General features: G+C 50.6%; 17 protein-coding genes. 14 read left to right on the forward strand and 3 right to left on the reverse strand.

Annotated elements, in window-relative coordinates; genetic code table 11:
- Window positions 1-47: 47 nt before the first annotated feature.
- From BOO20_RS11535 to BOO20_RS11545, 3 genes are all read left to right on the forward strand, one after another.
- Window positions 48-272 carry an addiction module protein gene (locus BOO20_RS11535; protein WP_076792833.1) on the forward strand — a complete coding sequence of 75 codons (225 nt, stop codon included), beginning with the start codon at window positions 48-50 and terminating at the stop codon, window positions 270-272.
- A 399-nt stretch (window positions 273-671) separates the two neighbouring features.
- Window positions 672-1064 carry an MbcA/ParS/Xre antitoxin family protein gene (locus BOO20_RS11540; RefSeq protein WP_076792835.1) on the forward strand — a complete coding sequence of 131 codons (393 nt, stop codon included), beginning with the start codon at window positions 672-674 and terminating at the stop codon, window positions 1062-1064.
- Window positions 1065-1074: 10 nt separating this feature from the next.
- Window positions 1075-1782 carry an RES family NAD+ phosphorylase gene (locus BOO20_RS11545; protein WP_076792836.1) on the forward strand — a complete coding sequence of 236 codons (708 nt, stop codon included), beginning with the start codon at window positions 1075-1077 and terminating at the stop codon, window positions 1780-1782.
- Window positions 1783-1786: 4 nt separating this feature from the next.
- Here the strand turns inward: BOO20_RS11545 and BOO20_RS11550 are convergent, their stop codons facing one another.
- From BOO20_RS11550 to BOO20_RS11560, 3 genes are all read right to left on the reverse strand, one after another.
- Complete coding sequence (locus tag BOO20_RS11550; protein WP_076792838.1) at window positions 1787-2593, reverse strand: S-adenosyl-l-methionine hydroxide adenosyltransferase family protein; 807 nt, start codon at window positions 2591-2593, stop codon at window positions 1787-1789.
- Between the two features lie 5 nt (window positions 2594-2598).
- Window positions 2599-3678, reverse strand: coding sequence for an LPS export ABC transporter permease LptG (gene lptG, locus BOO20_RS11555; protein ID WP_076792840.1), 1080 nt, complete (start codon window positions 3676-3678; stop codon window positions 2599-2601).
- 214 nt (window positions 3679-3892) lie between these two features.
- The gene (locus BOO20_RS11560; protein WP_233120979.1) at window positions 3893-6814 is read right to left on the reverse strand and encodes a pitrilysin family protein; all 2922 of its coding nucleotides are present in this window, start codon (window positions 6812-6814) and stop codon (window positions 3893-3895) included.
- A 292-nt stretch (window positions 6815-7106) separates the two neighbouring features.
- Here BOO20_RS11560 and uvrB point away from each other — a divergent pair, with 292 nt between their 5' ends.
- The 11 genes from uvrB (at window position 7107) to BOO20_RS11615 (ending at window position 16848) form a co-directional block, all read left to right on the forward strand.
- A complete protein-coding gene (gene uvrB, locus BOO20_RS11565) occupies window positions 7107-9158 on the forward strand; it encodes an excinuclease ABC subunit UvrB (protein ID WP_076792843.1) in 2052 nt (683 codons plus the stop codon).
- A 120-nt stretch (window positions 9159-9278) separates the two neighbouring features.
- Window positions 9279-11480 carry a bifunctional (p)ppGpp synthetase/guanosine-3',5'-bis(diphosphate) 3'-pyrophosphohydrolase gene (locus BOO20_RS11570; RefSeq protein WP_076792845.1) on the forward strand — a complete coding sequence of 734 codons (2202 nt, stop codon included), beginning with the start codon at window positions 9279-9281 and terminating at the stop codon, window positions 11478-11480.
- Between the two features lie 186 nt (window positions 11481-11666).
- Window positions 11667-12254, forward strand: coding sequence for a LemA family protein (locus tag BOO20_RS11575; RefSeq protein ID WP_076792846.1), 588 nt, complete (start codon window positions 11667-11669; stop codon window positions 12252-12254).
- Between the two features lie 14 nt (window positions 12255-12268).
- The gene (locus BOO20_RS11580) at window positions 12269-13021 is read left to right on the forward strand and encodes a YgcG family protein (protein WP_076792848.1); all 753 of its coding nucleotides are present in this window, start codon (window positions 12269-12271) and stop codon (window positions 13019-13021) included.
- A 97-nt stretch (window positions 13022-13118) separates the two neighbouring features.
- The gene (locus tag BOO20_RS11585) at window positions 13119-13775 is read left to right on the forward strand and encodes a TPM domain-containing protein (RefSeq protein WP_076792850.1); all 657 of its coding nucleotides are present in this window, start codon (window positions 13119-13121) and stop codon (window positions 13773-13775) included.
- Between the two features lie 144 nt (window positions 13776-13919).
- Window positions 13920-14246 carry a DUF2007 domain-containing protein gene (locus BOO20_RS11590; RefSeq protein WP_076792852.1) on the forward strand — a complete coding sequence of 109 codons (327 nt, stop codon included), beginning with the start codon at window positions 13920-13922 and terminating at the stop codon, window positions 14244-14246.
- 45 nt (window positions 14247-14291) lie between these two features.
- The gene (locus tag BOO20_RS11595) at window positions 14292-14555 is read left to right on the forward strand and encodes a BrnT family toxin (RefSeq protein ID WP_076792854.1); all 264 of its coding nucleotides are present in this window, start codon (window positions 14292-14294) and stop codon (window positions 14553-14555) included.
- Window positions 14521-14853: a BrnA antitoxin family protein gene (locus tag BOO20_RS11600; protein ID WP_076792855.1), complete on the forward strand. Its 333-nt coding sequence runs from the start codon at window positions 14521-14523 to the stop codon at window positions 14851-14853. Before BOO20_RS11595 ends, BOO20_RS11600 begins: the two co-directional genes overlap by 35 nt.
- Before the next feature lie 348 nt (window positions 14854-15201).
- Window positions 15202-15411 (forward strand): addiction module antidote protein, encoded by a 210-nt coding sequence (locus BOO20_RS12645; protein ID WP_233120978.1) that lies wholly within the window; start codon window positions 15202-15204, stop codon window positions 15409-15411.
- Between the two features lie 76 nt (window positions 15412-15487).
- The gene (locus BOO20_RS11610) at window positions 15488-16186 is read left to right on the forward strand and encodes a hypothetical protein (RefSeq protein ID WP_076792857.1); all 699 of its coding nucleotides are present in this window, start codon (window positions 15488-15490) and stop codon (window positions 16184-16186) included.
- Entirely contained in the window at window positions 16183-16848 is a 666-nt protein-coding gene (locus BOO20_RS11615; RefSeq protein ID WP_076792858.1) for a hypothetical protein, read from the forward strand. Before BOO20_RS11610 ends, BOO20_RS11615 begins: the two co-directional genes overlap by 4 nt.
- Window positions 16849-17240: the final 392 nt, after the last annotated feature.

Consider the following 17240-nt stretch of genomic DNA (forward strand, 5'->3'; position numbering starts at 1 on the left):
CTTTTTTTGCCGGGTTGTACAGAGAACATCATTTCAAGGATAAACATATGACCGCAGCAGCAGCACGTGTTTTCAGGGATGCACTGGAATTGCTTCCTGTAGAACGAGCAGAACTTATCGAGAGGTTATTTCAGAGTTTTGATCGTCCTGCCAATGATAAAATTGATGCCGCCAGGGAGGAAGAGGTTGAGTCTCGACTTGACGCTTACGACCGTGGCGAAATCAAGGTATCATCCGCAGAAGATGTTTTTGCAAGGATCAACAAGAGATGAATATCGTTATTCTCTCCTCTGCTTATTTCCCTCTGAACAGTCATCATCAGTCGCGTTTTTGTCTTCTTTACGACGATCATTAGCTCAACTCTCTATGTATTCGGCTTCCTCAGGGCTGAGTGCCAGAAATTCATCAACGCTTCCGACTTTCCAGCCTGTAGCTTCAAGTTTTATCTTCTTTTCCTTTTTCATCTGTCTATCTGTTTACGAGCATGATTGAGCATGCTGAATATCCCACACTATCGTATCGGCGCTGAAATCCTGTTCGTGTGACCACTTGATTGTCAGTTCTCTTCATGATAAGTATAATAGTATGCATATAAAAAAAACAGAAATTGTATTAATAGTAACGATTTACTATACTTCATCAATGGATCAATTCAACGAAGGGGGATAGCAATGGGCAGGGCAGAACTAAAGAGCGGCGAATCGACTGACCGGGGGGCTTTGGCCAAGATGGTGATGACGCTGTTTGACCACTGGAAGCTGAGTACGGAGGAGCAGGTTGTGCTTCTGGGGCTTGCCTCTGCCAACCGTACAGCGCTGGCGCGTTACCGCAAGGGGGAGCCGATAGGAACCAGTCGTGACCAGTATGAGAGGGTTGGACATCTGCTTGCAATCCACAGGAACCTTCGGCTGCTCTTTCCGAAAAACCGTGATCTTGCCTACCGCTGGATAAGCACACGCAACAGGGCTTTTGACAACCTTACCCCGGTAGAGGTGATCAGGGAGTGGGGGTTTGCCGGTCTTTTGATGGTTAGGGCGTATCTGGACAGGGCGAGAGGAGTTTAGGTACCCGGTGATGGATACACTCTTTTCAAAGCTTACTTTAGCCGATACACATCGGGATCTGATCCGCAATGTGGTTTCGCTTATAGAGTCGGAGGATCTGTTTGATGACTTGAGCGACAGGCCGGAGGAGTGGCAGATGGCACAGCAGGTTGAGCTGGATGTAAAACCGCACCCCTACCGATCAAGTCAGCCGGAAATCCATCGCCCCTTTGAAGATGCTCTCTGGTTCAACGCGATTGCATGGCCCTTCAAAAACTGGCAGGCAAGCCGTTTTTCTGACGGTTCATTTGGCGTCTGGTATGGCAGCGACAAAGTAGAGACCACCGTCTATGAGTCAGCTTATCACTGGTTTCGGGGGCTGATCTGCGATGCGGGATTTGAACATGAAGCTGTCGTCATAGAGCGCAAACTCTACAGCGTGGCATGCGATGCGCTGCTGCTTGACTTTCGTCAGGTCGTTCAGGAGTACCCGGATATGCTGCACAAGTCCGACTACAGCTTCACGCACGCTGTCGGGGCACGCATCCATCGTGAAGGCCATCCGGGCCTGCTTACCTTCTCCGTTCGCCAGAAGCGGGGATTGAACTATGCGATACTGAATCCCGGAGTTCTCTCCAACCCCCGCCATCATAGCAATCTGACCTATCATCTGGACGGAAAGGTTGTGACGGTAGAGAAGGTGCCGGGAGTTGTTTGGATGGAGATCAATTGCTGCTGAACCCTTAGGCAGAAGTGCTTTCGGCTCTGACCGGGTCTCCATCCTTCAGCCCCAGGGTCTCACGGGCATTGCCGTTTCTTACCGCAATCTCAATCATGCCGAAGCTGCCGGTGTAGGCGAGCGGCTGCTGGTCGGCGGCATCGCCGTAGGTGCGGGAGACCGGATGGCGGTGTTTGCCTGCATGAACATGCCACTTTTTTGAGCGGTCAAGAAGCTGCGCGTCGAGTGAGGTGACCAGATTGCCGAAGTGGTCGGTGTAGATGATACTTCCCTCCCATGTTTTTCCGTTGTCATTGGTATGGCACTCCGGCATCGGGATTCTTGTGCACTCCGCAGGATCAATTTGCTTTCCCAGACTCTCTATCGGTACGCCGGAAGCAAGGTGTGCGGCTGCAGGCGAAAAAACATCCCTGCCGTGAAAGGTTGAGCTGCGAACCGGAAGCAGGTAGCGGCTATCGGTGATGGTGACACACCCGGTTACGCTTCTGCTCTGAAGAATTGAGGTGAGCAGACCGTTATCGGGAGCAAGAAAGAGTGCCCGCTCTGTCCGGACCGCAATCGCGTTTCGTGAGGTGCCGACACCGGGGTCAACTACCGAGAGAAAGATTGCGCCTTCAGGAAAAAAGTTTGCGGATTTTTCAAGGATAAAGGCTCCGTGAGCGATGTTCTGTGGCGTGATGGCGTGTGTCAGGTCTATGATTCTCGCATCGGGGGCGATGGAGAGGATGACCCCCTTCATCTGGCCGACATAGCTGTCCGTGAGGCCGAAATCGGTCATCAGCACGATAACAGGATGGGCGGGTGCAGGCATACGGCTCAGTCGATTGCGGTTTTATAGATGAGGTATCCGACGATAAGAAAGATGATGTTCGGCAGCCATGCAGCCAGCGCGGGATTCATGGCGCCCTGGTATCCGGCAATTGCGACGGTTTTCTGCAATCCGATAAAGAGAAAGCCGAAGAAGAGGGCAATGGTGATTTCAGAGGCCAGTCCGCCCCTTTTTTTCTTGGCCGAGAGCGGTACACCGATCAGCATGACGATGAGTGAGGCGAAGGGGAGGGAGAGCTTGGTATGGAACTTGACTGCCGAGCGATCAAGACCGGAAATCCCGGCCTGCCGTTTTTCCGTGAGGTAGCGGTAGTGGCGGCTGACGTTCATCTCATCCGGCTGCAGGTTGAACTCAAGCAGTGAGCGGGGTGAGATTGAGAGTTTGACCGGTTTGCGGCCAATGAAGCTGTACTGCTCGCTTCCGCCGGTGAACGAGCGGATTGCAGCATTCTCAAGCATCCACTCCCGGCTCTTCGGGTTGTAGCTCATGGATGCGGCATCGATTCGTGAGATGAGGTGTGCGCCGCTGAACTCCTCTATCGAGACGGCTTTGGCCGTTGATTCATTACTCCCCATACTTCCTATCGAGACAATCCGGTTCCCCTGCTCAATCAGGTGCATGTTCCGGTTTTCAGGGAGCTTTCCGGGCTCTTTGGAGAGATGCTCCCGTTCAAAGCGGGCTATGCCGGAAAATGCCGCAGGAGCTATCCAGCAGGAATTGACCAGGTTCACGGCGGCGATGATTGATGCTCCGGCAAGAAAGGGGTAGAGAAGCTGGCGCATGCTGACACCGGCAGAACGGATTGCCGAGAGTTCGCTGGAAGCCGAGAGGCGGCCTGCCACAAGAATGGATGCAAGCAGCGAGCTGACCGGAGCGGTTACCAGAACGGTGGAGGGAATGGAGAGGAGGTAGTAGCCGATAATCTGAAAAATGGAGAGATTCCTGCCCATCATATCATCAAGGTGTTCGACCATGGTGATAAGGATGAACAGGAAAACAAAGGTGGTGGAGGTAAAGATAAACGCCTTTGCAAACTGCCTGAATATGTAGCGGTCAAGAATTTTCATGCGTTATGGGCACCTCTATTTATTTATTCCGAAACCCGATTACTGCGTTGGGTGGTGCTCGAAATCCTCATGTACTCCGTCTACACTCCGGTTTCTGTGCTCCATCCGCCTTCTCCCCGGGCTTCTCACGACAATAAATAGAGGCGCCTTTATATCGAAAATGAACGAACTCTTCCTCTGTATCGCTATAAATCGTCATGAGCGGTGCAATCTCTTAGTATCCGAAAATATCCTTCAGTTTCAGCTCCTTAACCGTTCCGTACTTCTGCAGGGTAGCCATGTCGAGGTTCCCTTTTTTGCTGAGCACCAGCATGACATGGTTTTTATTGCGCAGATGTTTTTTGTGGAAGGCTTCGATATCCTTGAGGGTTATGGTTGCCGCTTCCCGATAGATATCTTTTCTGATATCATGGGTGTGTCCCATTCTGACCGCATCTTCATAGTTGAAGAGCACCTCGGTTCTGGTAAGGCGCTCGGTCGAGATTTTCTGCAGAATGCCGTTCTGGGCGGACGCGAAGAGCTCGGGCGATTTCGGCAGGTCGTTCATCAGATGGCTGATCCCTTCAAGCGCTTCCGGCAGCTTGTCGGCCTGGGTGCCGATATAGCTTACCATGTAGTTGTGTTTCTCTTTCTGCTTCGGAGCCCTGTAGACCGAAAAGACGGAGTAGGCAAGGGCCTTGGCCTCGCGCAGCTCCTGGAAGACCACCGACGACATCCCTCCGCCGTAATACTCGTTGAAGAAGGTAGCCAGGGGAACCTGCAAGGGATCGTAGAGCTCATCGCGCGTCAGCATGATCACCTCGGCCTGGGTCATATCGTAATCGACTACATAGACCTGGTTATCCTGCTGTTCCAGCTCCGGGTAGGGATCGGATACCGGAGGCGTTTTGAATGATGCGGGGTAGTGGCGGACCGAACGAAGCTCTGCGAGCACTTCCTGTGCTTTCGCAGGGCCGTAGTAGAGTACCCGGTGCTGATACTGCAGCAGATCGTGCAGTTCCGAGAGCAGTTCAGTGGATGTTACCTTGCCAAGCTCCTCATCACTGAGCACATTGGTGAAGGGTGAGGTTGAGCCGTATTTGCCGTAGTTGGTCATGGCTTCGAAGAGTATTTTTTTCTTCGAAAGCTTGTCGTCTGCGCGCTCTTTCAATTCACCGGCCTTGAGGTTTTCAAGCGCCTCCTCATCGGGCTTTGCATCAACAAGCAGGGTTTCAAGCAGGCGGATAGCCGCCGGAGCATTCTTGCCCAGTCCTGAGAGTTTCAGGTAGACATAGTTGTCCGCCGTGAAGGCTGAGAAGCTTGCGCCGATCTTATAGAGCTCCTGGCTGAAGGCTCTCGGTGTAAGCGTGGAGGTGCCGAGATAGGAGAGATAGTCGAGCGCAAGGTTGATTTTACGGCTGTGGTTTTTGCCGACATCAAAGACATAATAGAGCGAGAAGAGCTCGTTCTCAAGGTTTTGCAGGTAGTGCAGCTTGATTGAGGGGTTGACATCCTCAAAGGTGATATCCTTGCGGTAGTCGAGAAAGACCGGTTCGGTTTTCGCTGATTTCTCTGCCAGAAGCTTTTCGGCAAATGGCGACGAGGTGTCGCGGTTTACCTTGAGCGGAGTGATCGGCGGTTTCTGGATCTTCTTTTCGCTTTTTGCCTTGCCGTGCTCCTTGTAGACCGTGACATAGTTATCGCGGTAATGTTTTGTTGCAAACGCAACAAGATCGGCCTTGGTGATCTTTTCAAGCCGCTCTATCTGGCTGACATGTTCCGGCCACGGCATACCCCAGATGAAGGCGTCAACATAGGCTTCAACCCTGCCCCTGTTGCTTTCGTAGAGTTTCAGCTGTTCGAGTTTCAGGTCGTTGATGGCCGCCTCAAGCATCCAGTCGGGAAATTTCCCCTCCTTGAGCAGCTCAATCTGCTCAAGCAGCAGTGCCCGTACCTGGTCAAGGCTCTGCTCCTCCCTTGGTTTGCCGCTCAGGATGTGCGCGGAGTAATCTTTCATCATCACGAGCATGGAGCCGGCATCAAGCACCTTCTGCTGCTGGTTCAGATTGAGGTCGATGAGGCCTGCGGTCTGGTTGTAGAGGATCTTGTCGAGAAGGGTCAGATAGTCTGCGTCACTGCTGTTGATGCCGTTGAAGCGGTATCCGATAACCAGCTCTTCAGCCTCAGGCCCTTTGGCCTTGATAACGGTGGGCTTTTTGATCTCCTCTTCCACTGCCGAAGTGAAATGGGGGATCTCTTTTGGCTGGAGTACCGAAAATTTCCGGTCAATCAGTTTTATGGTTTCATCCGGATCGAAGTCACCGGCGATACAGAGCGCCATGTTGTTCGGCACATAGTAGGTGCGGTAGTAGTCGATGACATTTTTTATCGAGGGATTTTTCAGATGCTCCGCCTTGCCGATGGTGGTCTGGGTTCCATAGGTGTGTTTTTTGAAAAGACCGGCAAAGAGATTCTCCCATATTTTGCGGCTGTCGCTGTCCATGGTCATATTTTTCTCTTCATAGACCGTTTCAAGCTCGGTGTGAAAGAGCCGCATAACCGGATTGCGGAACCGTTCGGCTTCGATTGTAAGCCACTGGTCGAACTTGTTTGACGGGATATCATTGACGTAGACCGTCTGCTCGACCCAGGTGTAGGCATTGGTGCCCTGTGCGCCGATGGAGTTGAGCAGCTTGTCGTACTCATTGGGTACGGTGAAGCTGGCCGCTACATTGGATATGCTGTCGATATCACGGTATATTGCCGCCCGTTTGTCCAGGTCGGAGGTTGAGCGGTACTCTTCGTAGAGTGCGGTGATTTTGTCAAGCTCGGAGATCTCTTTCTCATAGTCGAGGGAGCCGATTGCATCGGTACCCTTGAAGAGCATATGTTCGAGATAGTGGGCAAGGCCGGTTGTTTCTGCCGGGTCGTTCTTGCTTCCGGCACGTACGGCAATGGAGGTGTAGATTCTCGGTTCATCCCTGTAGGGGCTCATGAAGACCGTCAGGCCGTTTTTCAGTGTATAGATTCTTGTATGGAGGGAGTCGCCCTGTGTGGTAGTGTATGGATACTGCTTCTCTTCTTTTATCATGGGTTTACAGGAAATTAAATGCAAAAAAAGTATTCCGATGGCAAATATCGGGATGCGACTGTTCATGAACGCTTGAAAATTTTCCGGCATGAAAAGATTATAATAATGGGATTAAATGTGCATAATTGCAACCGGATTCACTGTGCGTGCACGAAAATTGCCATGCCGGTGATGCTCTGTTCCGGAAAGCGGGCGTCCGTTTTCGGGAGGGCCTTTTTGCATGCGGAGTTTATGTAAAGCAATCGCAGCCGGTACTTTGTTATACAAGATTCTGGAAGAACTAACAAACAGTATTAATAGTTCTTGTAGGCACCGAAAGAGAGAAGAGGAGTTCCAATATCAAGAAAAGTGAGTGTTTATGCAGGGGAGTGATCTATACAGGCTTGTGAGTCCATACAGTCCGACAGGAGACCAGCCGAAAGCGATTGAGGCTTTGAGTGAAGGCGTACTGTCGGGAAATCCCTGTCAGACCCTGCTCGGCGTGACCGGTTCGGGAAAAACCTTTACCATCTCCAATGTCATAGCCCGGGTCAACAAGCCCGTTCTGGTGATGAGTCATAACAAGACCCTTGCCGCCCAGCTTTACGGAGAGCTCAAACAGTTTTTTCCTGATAATGCGGTCGAGTATTTCATCAGCTACTATGATTTTTACCAGCCGGAGGCCTACCTTCCCGCGCTTGACAAGTATATAGCCAAAGACCTTCGCATTAACGACGAGATTGAGCGTCTCAGGCTCCGGGCAACCAGCTCGCTGCTCAGCGGCCGCAAGGATGTGATTGTGGTCAGTTCGGTGAGCTGTATCTACGGTCTCGGTTCACCGGAGGACTGGAAAGCCCAGATTATCGAGCTGCGGTCGGGGATGGAGAAGGATCGGGATCTCTTTCTCAGGGAGCTGATCGCCCTGCACTACGTTCGTGACGATATCGATCCGGCACCCGGAAAGTTCCGAGTCAGGGGGGATATTATCGATCTGGTTCCGGCGCATGAGGAGCTGGCGCTCAGGGTCGAATTTTTCGGCAATGAAATCGAGAGCCTGCAGACCTTTGATATTCACAGCGGCGAAGTGCTCGGCGTTGATCCGTATGCCTTTATCTATCCGGCCCGGCAGTTTGTGGCCGAGGATGCGAGGCTCAAGGAGGCTATGTTTGCAATCGAGAATGAGCTGGCCGGTCAACTCAACTGGTTCCGTGCTGAAAATCGCCTGCTTGAGGCCCGCCGTCTTGAGGAGCGCACCCGCTATGACCTTGAGATGATGAAGGAGCTTGGCTACTGTTCCGGAATCGAGAACTACTCCCGTCATCTCTCCGGTCGCAATGCCGGTGAACGGCCCTACTGCCTGCTCGACTATTTCCCTGAGGAGTACCTTGTGGTCATTGATGAGTCGCATGTTACCCTGCCCCAGATTCGAGGCATGTACGGAGGAGACCGCTCCCGTAAAACAATCCTTGTTGAGCACGGATTCAGGCTCCCTTCAGCTCTTGACAACCGGCCGCTCCGCTTTGAGGAGTTTGAGGAGATGGCGCCGCAGGTTATCTGCGTGAGCGCCACGCCAAGCGAGCATGAGCTGAACCGCTCCGGCGGTGTGGTGGTTGAGCAGCTTGTTCGTCCGACCGGTCTGCTCGATCCACCGGTCGAGGTGCGTCCGGTCAAGGGGCAGATCGACAATCTCCTGGCCGAGATACGTCTGCACACCGCAAAAGGGAACAAGGCGCTGGTGATGACCCTGACCAAGAGAATGGCCGAGGATCTGCACGATTTCTTCAGAAAGAGCGGCATCCGTTCGCGCTATCTGCATTCGGAGATCAAGAGCCTTGAGCGCATACAGATTCTCAGGGAGCTTCGGGTTGGTGATATTGATGTGCTTGTCGGTGTCAATCTGCTGCGGGAAGGTCTTGATCTGCCCGAGGTCTCCCTTGTGGCGATTCTTGACGCCGACAAGGAGGGCTTTCTGCGCAATACCCGCTCGCTTATGCAGATTGCCGGAAGGGCGGCCCGTAATGTTGAGGGGTTTGTTGTGCTCTATGCCGATGTCGTGACCCGTTCAATCCGGGAGGTGCTTGATGAAACTGCCCGCCGCCGCACTATCCAGCAGCAATACAATGAAGCGCACGGCATTGTGCCCCGCTCAATTATCAAATCGGTTGACCAGATTCTCGATACAACCGGGGTTGCGGATGCCGAAGAGCGTTACCGCAGGAAGCGGTTCGGCCTTGAGCCCAAATCGGAGCGGATGCTTGCCGGACTGCTTGAGTTCCTGACGCCGGCTGAAGGGTATGCCATGGCGGCCGAGCTCCGTCTTGAGATGCAGGAGGCGGCGGTGCATATGGAGTATGAGAAAGCGGCTTATCTGCGCGATGAGATTGCAAAGCTGGAGCAGGTGATAGAATCGCGTCAGCCTTCAGATATCTGAATGATTTTTTCGGCGGTTTGTTTTCTTGTTTGGAATTAACGTTATATAATAAAAGGGAGTTTTCTCCCGTTCTCCTTTTGTTTCCATTTTAATGCGTTGTTCACCGGAGTTGATGTTACGATGTTAGCCCAGATAGAGAAAAACCATTACAATAAACTGAACGAGATTCTCCGGCTTTCGCGCAGGAATCTCAAGAATTTTGATGAGTCGCTTATTCAGCGGGCATTTTTTATGTGCTATCGGGCACATGAGGGTGAAAAAAGGGCTTCAGGAGAGCCTTTTTTTTATCATCCGGTTGAAGTTGCCACCATTCTGCTCAATGAGCTACCCCTTGACGGAGTCTCCGTGGCGGCCGCGCTGCTGCACGACGTTATTGAGGACAGCGGCTACACCTATGAGGACATTGTTGCCGAACTTGGCGTTGAGGTAGCCGATATTGTTGAAGGGCTGACCAAGATCTCCGGTATCATGATCAACCGGGAGACAACACAGGCGGAAGGGTTTCGCAAGATGCTCCTTTCGATGGTCAAGGATATCAGGGTCATTCTGATCAAGTTCTGCGACCGGCTGCACAACATGCGAACGCTTGAGTCGCTTCCGGAGCATCGCCGGCTGAAGATCGCGCTTGAGACCAGGGACATCTATGCACCTCTGGCTCACCGGTTCGGTCTTGGAAAGATGAAGGTCGAGTTTGAAAACCTTGCACTCAAGTATATCGATCCGGAGATGTATGAGTTTCTCCAGCAAAAGGTCCGTCTGAGCAGAGGGGAGAGGATCAACTACCTGAACAAGATGATTGATCCGATTACGGCCGATCTGGAAAAGCAGGGGTTCAAGGTTGAGGTGCAGGGGCGGGCCAAGCACCTCTTCTCCATCTACAACAAGATGCGCAACAAGAACAAGGACTTTGAGGATATTCACGATCTCTATGGCCTCAGGGTGATTGTCGATACGGAGCGCATTGCCGACTGTTTTGCGGTTTACGGTTTCATTACGCAGAAGTACCCTCCGATACCGCAGCACTTCAAGGATTATATCTCGATACCGAAGCATAACGGATACCAGTCCCTTCATTCGGCCATTATCGGCCCGAAGGGGAACATGATCGAGCTGCAAATCCGCACCAAGCGGATGCATGAGTTTGCCGAACTCGGTGTTGCGGCCCACTGGCGCTACAAGGAGAAAATATCGAGGGATGACGCCCATATCGACTCATTTCTCCGCTGGGCAAGGGAGCTGATCAAGGATGCCGACTCTGCAGCGGCATTCATGGAGGGGTTCAAGCTCAATCTCTATCACGACGAGATTTATGTCTTTACTCCGAAGGGAGATATGAAAACCATGCCTGCCGGTGCCACACCGATAGATTTTGCCTATGCCATTCACACCGAGATTGGTAACGGCTGTATCGGCGCCAAGGTCAACGGCAAGATTGTAAGGCTGAATGCGGAGCTGAAGTCCGGTGACCGTCTTGAGATCATCACCTCGAAAAACCAGAAACCCAAGGCTGACTGGCTGAAAATTGTAGTGACCCAGCGTGCCAAGCTGAAAATCCGCTCTGCCATCAATGAGGAGCGGCGCCTGCAGATTGAGAAGGGGCGCGGCATCTGGGAGAAAATGGTGAGCGGCACCAAAAAGCTCTTTACGGATAGCGATATTGTTACCCAGGCCAAACGGTACGGAATCAAAACCCCTTCCGATTTTTTCAGTGCCCTTGCCACCCAGCAGATTAACGGTGAAGAGGTCATGGAACGGGTGACCAACCCCCGCAAGGATGAACCGGCCTCGAAAACCGTTGCCGATGAGGCGCGTCAGGTTGAGGACTATCTGCAGATTGCCCGCCACGATCAGGAGCTTGATCGTCCGGCAGCGAAAAAGGATGAGGTGACCATTGCTGGCATGAGCAATATTGCATACTCCTATGCAAAGTGCTGTCAGCCTGTGCCCGGTGACGATGTGCTGGGGTTTGTGACCAGTGAGGGAGTGGTGAAGATCCATCGCAAGAACTGTGTCAACGTCAGCAACGAGAATCTGCTCAAAAGCGAACGGGTTGTTTCGGTTTCATGGAACCGGAAGGTCGAGACCGACTTCCTTGCCGGTATCAGGATTGTCGGAGAGGACCGTCTTGGTATTTCCAACCAGCTTACCACGGTCATCTCCAAATTTGATACCAATATCCGCAGCATTTCACTTCACGCTCGGGACGGGATGTTTGTCGGAACCCTGATGATCTATGTCCGTAACGCCGAAAAGCTCAATACCCTTATGGACAAGCTGAAAAAAGTGCAGGGAATCTTTACTGTTGAGCGTCTGATTAGTTAATGCAGGGAAAGGACGTAAAGGAGTTCAGGGACAGCATGGACGAATTGAGGAATAAGATGTTTAAGCTCCGGAGGAGCGCGATATTGGTAGCGCAGGGTTTCAACCCCGGGGGAAAGATATGATTCCGATACCGAACAGATATTTATTACAATTAAACGAAATATAAACATGAGACAGGAGAGAGATATGAAATGGTCTATGGCAAAACTTCTTGCTTTTTTTCTTTTTTTAAGCACGCTCTCAGGATGCGGATACAACTCTATCCAGCAGAATGAAGAGGCCGTGAACCGCTCATGGGGCGATCTTGAGTCGCAGTTGCAGCGGAGAGCCGATCTGGTGCCGAATCTTGTGGCAACGGTCAAGGGGGCGGCCAATTTTGAGAAGGAGACGCTTACCGCAGTCGTGGAGGCAAGGGCGAAAGCGACCGCTATTCAGCTCACACCCGCGATGCTCAGTGACCCGGCGGCAATGGCAAGGTTCCAGAGCGCCCAGGGAGGCCTTTCATCATCCCTCTCCCGCCTGCTTGTGGCGGTAGAGCGCTATCCGGAGCTTAAGGCCAACCAGAATTTCCGGGATCTCCAGATTCAGCTTGAAGGAACTGAAAATCGCATCAGTGTTGCCCGTCAGCGCTACAACGGTGCCGTAGAGGTTTTTAATTTTTCAATCAGGAAGTTTCCGAACTCCATTACCAACAACCTTCTGCTGAAGTTGCAGGCCAAGTCATATTTCAAGGCTGATGAAGCAGCAAAAGCGGTACCGGCGGTGAAATTCTGATACTGAAAAGCGACATGAATCGATTGATGAGGTCGAAGGTCAGGGCAGCTCTCTTTTTGCTGGCGGCACTGCTCCAGCTGTTGCCGCTCAGCACCCTCAGTGCTATCGGAGTACCGGCACTTTCAGGGCGGGTTAATGATTATGCCGCCATGATATCGCCTTCCGTCAAAGCCGAACTGGAGGCCAAGCTTCAGCAGTTTGAAGCGGCGGAATCTACTCAGATTGCTATTCTTACCGTTCCTTCGCTTGAAGGAGAGCCTATCGAGAACTTTTCAATAAAGGTGGCCGAAGCATGGAAAATCGGCCATAAAGGGAGTGATAACGGAGTTCTGCTCATTGTTTCGCGGGATGATCACAAGGTTCGCATTGAGGTTGGTTTCGGCCTTGAGGGGCGACTGACCGATCTTCTCTCCGGACGGATTATCAATGACGAGATAGTACCCTCTTTCAAGGCAGGCAAGTTTGATGACGGATTCAGTAAAGGCGTTGATGCCATCATTGCCGCAGTTCATGGTGAATATAAGGCGAAACCCCAGGCAAAAGGGAGCAACGGCAAGCCCTCCATTCCTCTTTTGTTCATTATCCTGCTGGTGATCTATTTTATCAGCCAGCTCTCCCGCGGCCACAAGGGAGGCGGGCCTATGGTTCATCGCGGTCTCGGAGGCGGATTCTATGGCGGCGGCGGGAGCTTCGGCGGTGGAGGTGGTGGCGGATTCAGCGGAGGCGGCGGAGGATTTGGCGGAGGTGGTGCTTCAGGCGACTGGTAGCTTGCGCTACCGATATTTCGCCCCACCGGGGCTTGAACATCAAATCGCTCACGACGATTTAAAGCGCTTCTATGAACAAATCAAGATTGGTGCTACTATGAAAGATCCGGCGGAAAAATTCCTTACAGCCGCTGAACGGCAGCATATTGAGGCACGGGTCGCTGAGGCGGAAAAACGTACCTCGGGCGAGATCGTCGTCATGGTTGTTCCCTCCAGCTATCACTATCCGCTTGCCTCTATGCTTGGCAGCCTTCTGACAGCGATGCTCATCTCTATTCTCGTTACCGTTCTCTATGAGCAATTTATCGGCAAGGAGAGTATGTGGTTCTTTCCTGCTCTCTTCAGTATGGTTTTCATTTTCGTTCACGAAGTGATCAGGCGGGTGCCTCTGCTCAAACGCATTTTTGTTACCCGTTCCGACATGAGAGAGGAGGTTGAGGAGGCGGCAATTCAGTCCTTTTATTACAGGGATCTCAACCAGACGGTTGACCATACCGGCATTCTCATCTATATCTCGCTTTTCGAGCGCAAGGTGCGTGTTATTGCCGACAAGGGAATCAATGACCGGGTGAACACGGAGGTCTGGCAGGAGATTGTTACGACCATTGTCGGCGGCATCCATGCCAAAATACAGGCCGCAGCAATTGCCACAGCGGTTGATCGTTGTGCAGATATCCTCTCTACCCATTTTCCGCTGCAAGCCGGCGACCGCAATGAGCTTTCCGATGAGGTTGTTATCGGCGCAGGCAAATAGGGCACCGCGATTAATTTATTCCGCGAAATGATTACTTCGTTGGGCGGTGCCCGAAATCCTCATGTACTTCGTGTACACTCCGGTTTCGCTGCTCCGTCCGCCTCGCACTCAAACCGCTCACGATAATAAATTAGAGGTGCCCTGATGAAGCATTTGTTTACACCAAATACGATGAGCCAGTCAGGCGAGGTCTACCTGCTCAGGGAGCTGCTCGACAGGGAGGAGATTGCCTGCACCATCCGCAACGAACATCTCTCTATTGCTTCAGGTGAGCTTGCGCCCCAGGAGTGCCTCCCGGCACTATGGGTTATGAACGATGCCGACTATTCCAAAGCCTTAGGGTTGATCGAGGCGTGGCGGAGTTCGCTGCTTGAAACCCATAGCCAATGGGTTTGCCCGGATTGCGGCGAATCGATTGAAGGGCAGTTCTCTTCATGCTGGAAGTGCGGGAAGCATAGGGAAGAAACTTGACGTTTTTCTCTTGCAATGTGCATACAAATTGTATAGACTATAACCATGTTCGAGTGGGATGAAGAGAAGCGGTTAAGAAACCTGGAAAAGCACAAGCTCGACTTTATAGCAGCTCGACTTCTTTTCGACGGACGGAAAACCATCACCGCTCAATCCGTTCATTCCGCCGAAGCACGGTATATCACGACAGCCATAATCGACGGGAAATTTTATACCGTTGTCTGGACATGGAGAGAAGAGAGAAGCAGAATTATTTCATTCAGGAGAGCGCGACATGAAGAAGAGCGATCGTATCGTCAGATATACTGATAAAGAGTTGCTCGCAATGCAGGAGCGTGGTGAAGACAAAAGCAACTGGGAAGAAGCAGCCGCTTTGACCGACGATGAGATAGAAGCAGCCATTGCTGGCGATCCCGATGAAGGTGATATGGTGGTTGATTGGTCCAGTGCTACGGTTGAACTGCCTCAGCCCAAAGCCGTGCTCAACATGCGCGTTGATTATGAGGTGCTTGAATATTTCCGCAATCAGGGCAAGGGTTATCAGACAAAAATCAATGCCGTGCTGCGCTCATATGTCGATCACCGTCAGCAGAAAGAGAAGAACTAACATTCGCGTTTGCACAAAATCTATACCTGTAAATTGCCGCTGTTCCGTATCACTGAATTGTATCCGGTCCAATCGCTGCCCATGCAAAAGACGATGCAGCCCGGCAGTTTTACGCACCCTTCTTTCTTAAACGCAAACCCCCTAAATCCGGCCAGAATTATCTAAACCATTACTTTTTATAGATTTGCTTTCTTAAACGCAAATCGGAGTGGTGATTCTTGACACTATGACAACAAAAGATATTCTACTTTCTCCTGATGGCTGACGAGATTATCAAAAGACGTCAGGCTGAAAGCCAAAAGGCTAAAACAGAGTCGGAATAACTGTTGAACTTGAGTTATGCTGCGCTTGAAGACTCCAACCCCGGTGTTTATCGCAGCTATAGGTGATGTTGCAAAAGCGAGGGGGATGTCACAAATAGCCAAAGATTCAGGATTGGGAAGGGAAAGCCTTTACAAAGCATTACGTGTCGGCTCTCACCCCCGTTTTGGAACCGTCCAGGCAGTTCTTCATGCCCTTGGGGTTAAATTGACCGTTGTTTCCGACAACAGCTTCTAATGCCTTTCTCACTGCCGGTTCAACGAATTGTTACTACCAAAATAGCGCAGCAAATCACAACAGGATATTGTTGACAATGGACAATAGAAAAGATGATCTAAAAATGTTTTACCAGTTATTGAAGATGCTGGAACAAAATACCGGAGGCCCATTTTATCTGTCCGATAGTAACTCAAAAAGTTTACCCAGAAGAGGGGTTTATTTCTTTATGGAGCATGGGGAGTTAAGAACTGATAGTGGTACTGGTCATAGAATTGTCAGAGTTGGGACTCATGGACTAAAGCAGGACTCAAAATCAACTTTAGCTCAACGACTTTCCCAACATAAGGGTGCGATAAAAACAGGGGGCGGTAACCATCGAGGCTCAATATTCAGGTTGCTCGTTGGCACAACCCTTTTCGATAAAAACACTGAATGTTCAACATGGGGCCAAGGATCATCAGCATGCGCTGATATCCGTTGTGGCGAAGAGTTGCTTGAGAAAGAAGTAAGCTCAATAATAACAAAAATGCCTTTCCTCTATTTGGATGTTGATGATGCTCCGTCACCTGAGAGCATGCGAGGGGTTATCGAAAGAAATGCTATTGCATTACTGAGTAACTACAAAAAACCTCCATTAGATCCCCAGTCTCATGAATGGCGGGGTTATAAATGCAATCGTGAAAAAGTTCGGTTATCCGGATTATGGAATCAAAACCACGTTGATGAGACTTATAACCCTTCGTTCTTAGATACCTTCGACATGTTCATCCAAAAAACCGGAAGCTTTTTATGAAAATTGTGCTTCAATGCGCTGGAAGGAAAAATCCACAACTGGCTGGGTCAGGGTTTCGCACAAATGATGGAAGGTTAGTGAAATTTATAGCCAACCTTGGCGGTGCGCCTATAAACGATCAGTATATTTATGCGAGGCCAGATGATCTTTCGGATTGTCAATATTCCTGGCGTGAACGTCTTATGGAAATCAATAAAGATGCTGAATCAAATCCATTGCGTTTGTTACCAGCATTTCGACTCTATAAGCCTAAAGTATATGAGAATTTGGTGAATAAATTTGGAGTCAAACAGGTCTATATCCTTTCAGCGGGTTGGGGACTAATCGCTTCCGATTTTCTGACACCTGATTATGATATAACGTTTAGCAACGCCAGAAATGTCCCGCCTTACAGTCATCGACGTAAATCAGATCGCTATGATGATTTTTGTCAAATACCTGATGATGGCGATACTCTTGTTTTTATAGGAGGGAAAGATTATTTGCCTCTTTTCTGTAAGCTCACAAAAGAGTTGAAAGGGCAGAAAAAAGTGTTTTTCAATTCTGATGCAGCTCCGGAAATAGGAAATGGATTTTGCTCTGAAAGATTTATTACCACTCAAAAGACAAACTGGCAATACTCATGCGCGCAAGCTTTAATTGATGGCAGTATAATATTGTAGTTGGAGTCGTTATGTATTCTGCAGATGTGTTATCACCGAATTGGGAGGAGCTGGAATGGAGTGAATGGGTCCCTCTGAAGGATAGAGGTATTGACTTTCGAAGGATTCCCAATCTACCTGGGGTTTATAGGGTTAGAGCCAAAGGGGTTAACCATTTGTTTTACATTGGTCAAACAGGAGCCTCTTTGAGAGGTCGATTAGCGGCCCTATCAACACATACCTATGCATCAGAATGCCGTTTGATGACCCTCACACTGCGGCTCCAAATCTATGGGCATATTTGAGAGAATATGGTTACGTATATGAATGCTCAGTGGCATCTACCAGTCATTCTAACCTGAATTATTCACGAAGGCAATAAAAAAAGGTGGCATAAAATACCGCAATTGCTT

Source organism: Chlorobium sp. KB01, from assembly GCF_001975465.1.
In the GTDB taxonomy this organism is placed as follows: domain Bacteria; phylum Bacteroidota; class Chlorobiia; order Chlorobiales; family Chlorobiaceae; genus Chlorobium.

What these genes read in the sequence shown, in the direction of transcription:
- BOO20_RS11535 (WP_076792833.1), top strand. Translation starts at nt 48, where the DNA reads ATGACCGCAGCAGCAGCACGTGTTTTCAGGGATGCACTGGAATTGCTT.
- BOO20_RS11540 (WP_076792835.1), top strand. Translation starts at nt 672, where the DNA reads ATGGGCAGGGCAGAACTAAAGAGCGGCGAATCGACTGACCGGGGGGCT.
- BOO20_RS11545 (WP_076792836.1), top strand. Translation starts at nt 1,075, where the DNA reads ATGGATACACTCTTTTCAAAGCTTACTTTAGCCGATACACATCGGGAT.
- BOO20_RS11550 (WP_076792838.1), bottom strand. Translation starts at nt 2,593, where the DNA reads ATGCCTGCACCCGCCCATCCTGTTATCGTGCTGATGACCGATTTCGGC.
- lptG (WP_076792840.1), bottom strand. Translation starts at nt 3,678, where the DNA reads ATGAAAATTCTTGACCGCTACATATTCAGGCAGTTTGCAAAGGCGTTT.
- BOO20_RS11560 (WP_233120979.1), bottom strand. Translation starts at nt 6,814, where the DNA reads ATGAACAGTCGCATCCCGATATTTGCCATCGGAATACTTTTTTTGCAT.
- uvrB (WP_076792843.1), top strand. Translation starts at nt 7,107, where the DNA reads ATGCAGGGGAGTGATCTATACAGGCTTGTGAGTCCATACAGTCCGACA.
- BOO20_RS11570 (WP_076792845.1), top strand. Translation starts at nt 9,279, where the DNA reads ATGTTAGCCCAGATAGAGAAAAACCATTACAATAAACTGAACGAGATT.
- BOO20_RS11575 (WP_076792846.1), top strand. Translation starts at nt 11,667, where the DNA reads ATGAAATGGTCTATGGCAAAACTTCTTGCTTTTTTTCTTTTTTTAAGC.
- BOO20_RS11580 (WP_076792848.1), top strand. Translation starts at nt 12,269, where the DNA reads ATGAATCGATTGATGAGGTCGAAGGTCAGGGCAGCTCTCTTTTTGCTG.
- BOO20_RS11585 (WP_076792850.1), top strand. Translation starts at nt 13,119, where the DNA reads ATGAAAGATCCGGCGGAAAAATTCCTTACAGCCGCTGAACGGCAGCAT.
- BOO20_RS11590 (WP_076792852.1), top strand. Translation starts at nt 13,920, where the DNA reads ATGAAGCATTTGTTTACACCAAATACGATGAGCCAGTCAGGCGAGGTC.
- BOO20_RS11595 (WP_076792854.1), top strand. Translation starts at nt 14,292, where the DNA reads ATGTTCGAGTGGGATGAAGAGAAGCGGTTAAGAAACCTGGAAAAGCAC.
- BOO20_RS11600 (WP_076792855.1), top strand. Translation starts at nt 14,521, where the DNA reads ATGAAGAAGAGCGATCGTATCGTCAGATATACTGATAAAGAGTTGCTC.
- BOO20_RS11610 (WP_076792857.1), top strand. Translation starts at nt 15,488, where the DNA reads ATGGACAATAGAAAAGATGATCTAAAAATGTTTTACCAGTTATTGAAG.
- BOO20_RS11615 (WP_076792858.1), top strand. Translation starts at nt 16,183, where the DNA reads ATGAAAATTGTGCTTCAATGCGCTGGAAGGAAAAATCCACAACTGGCT.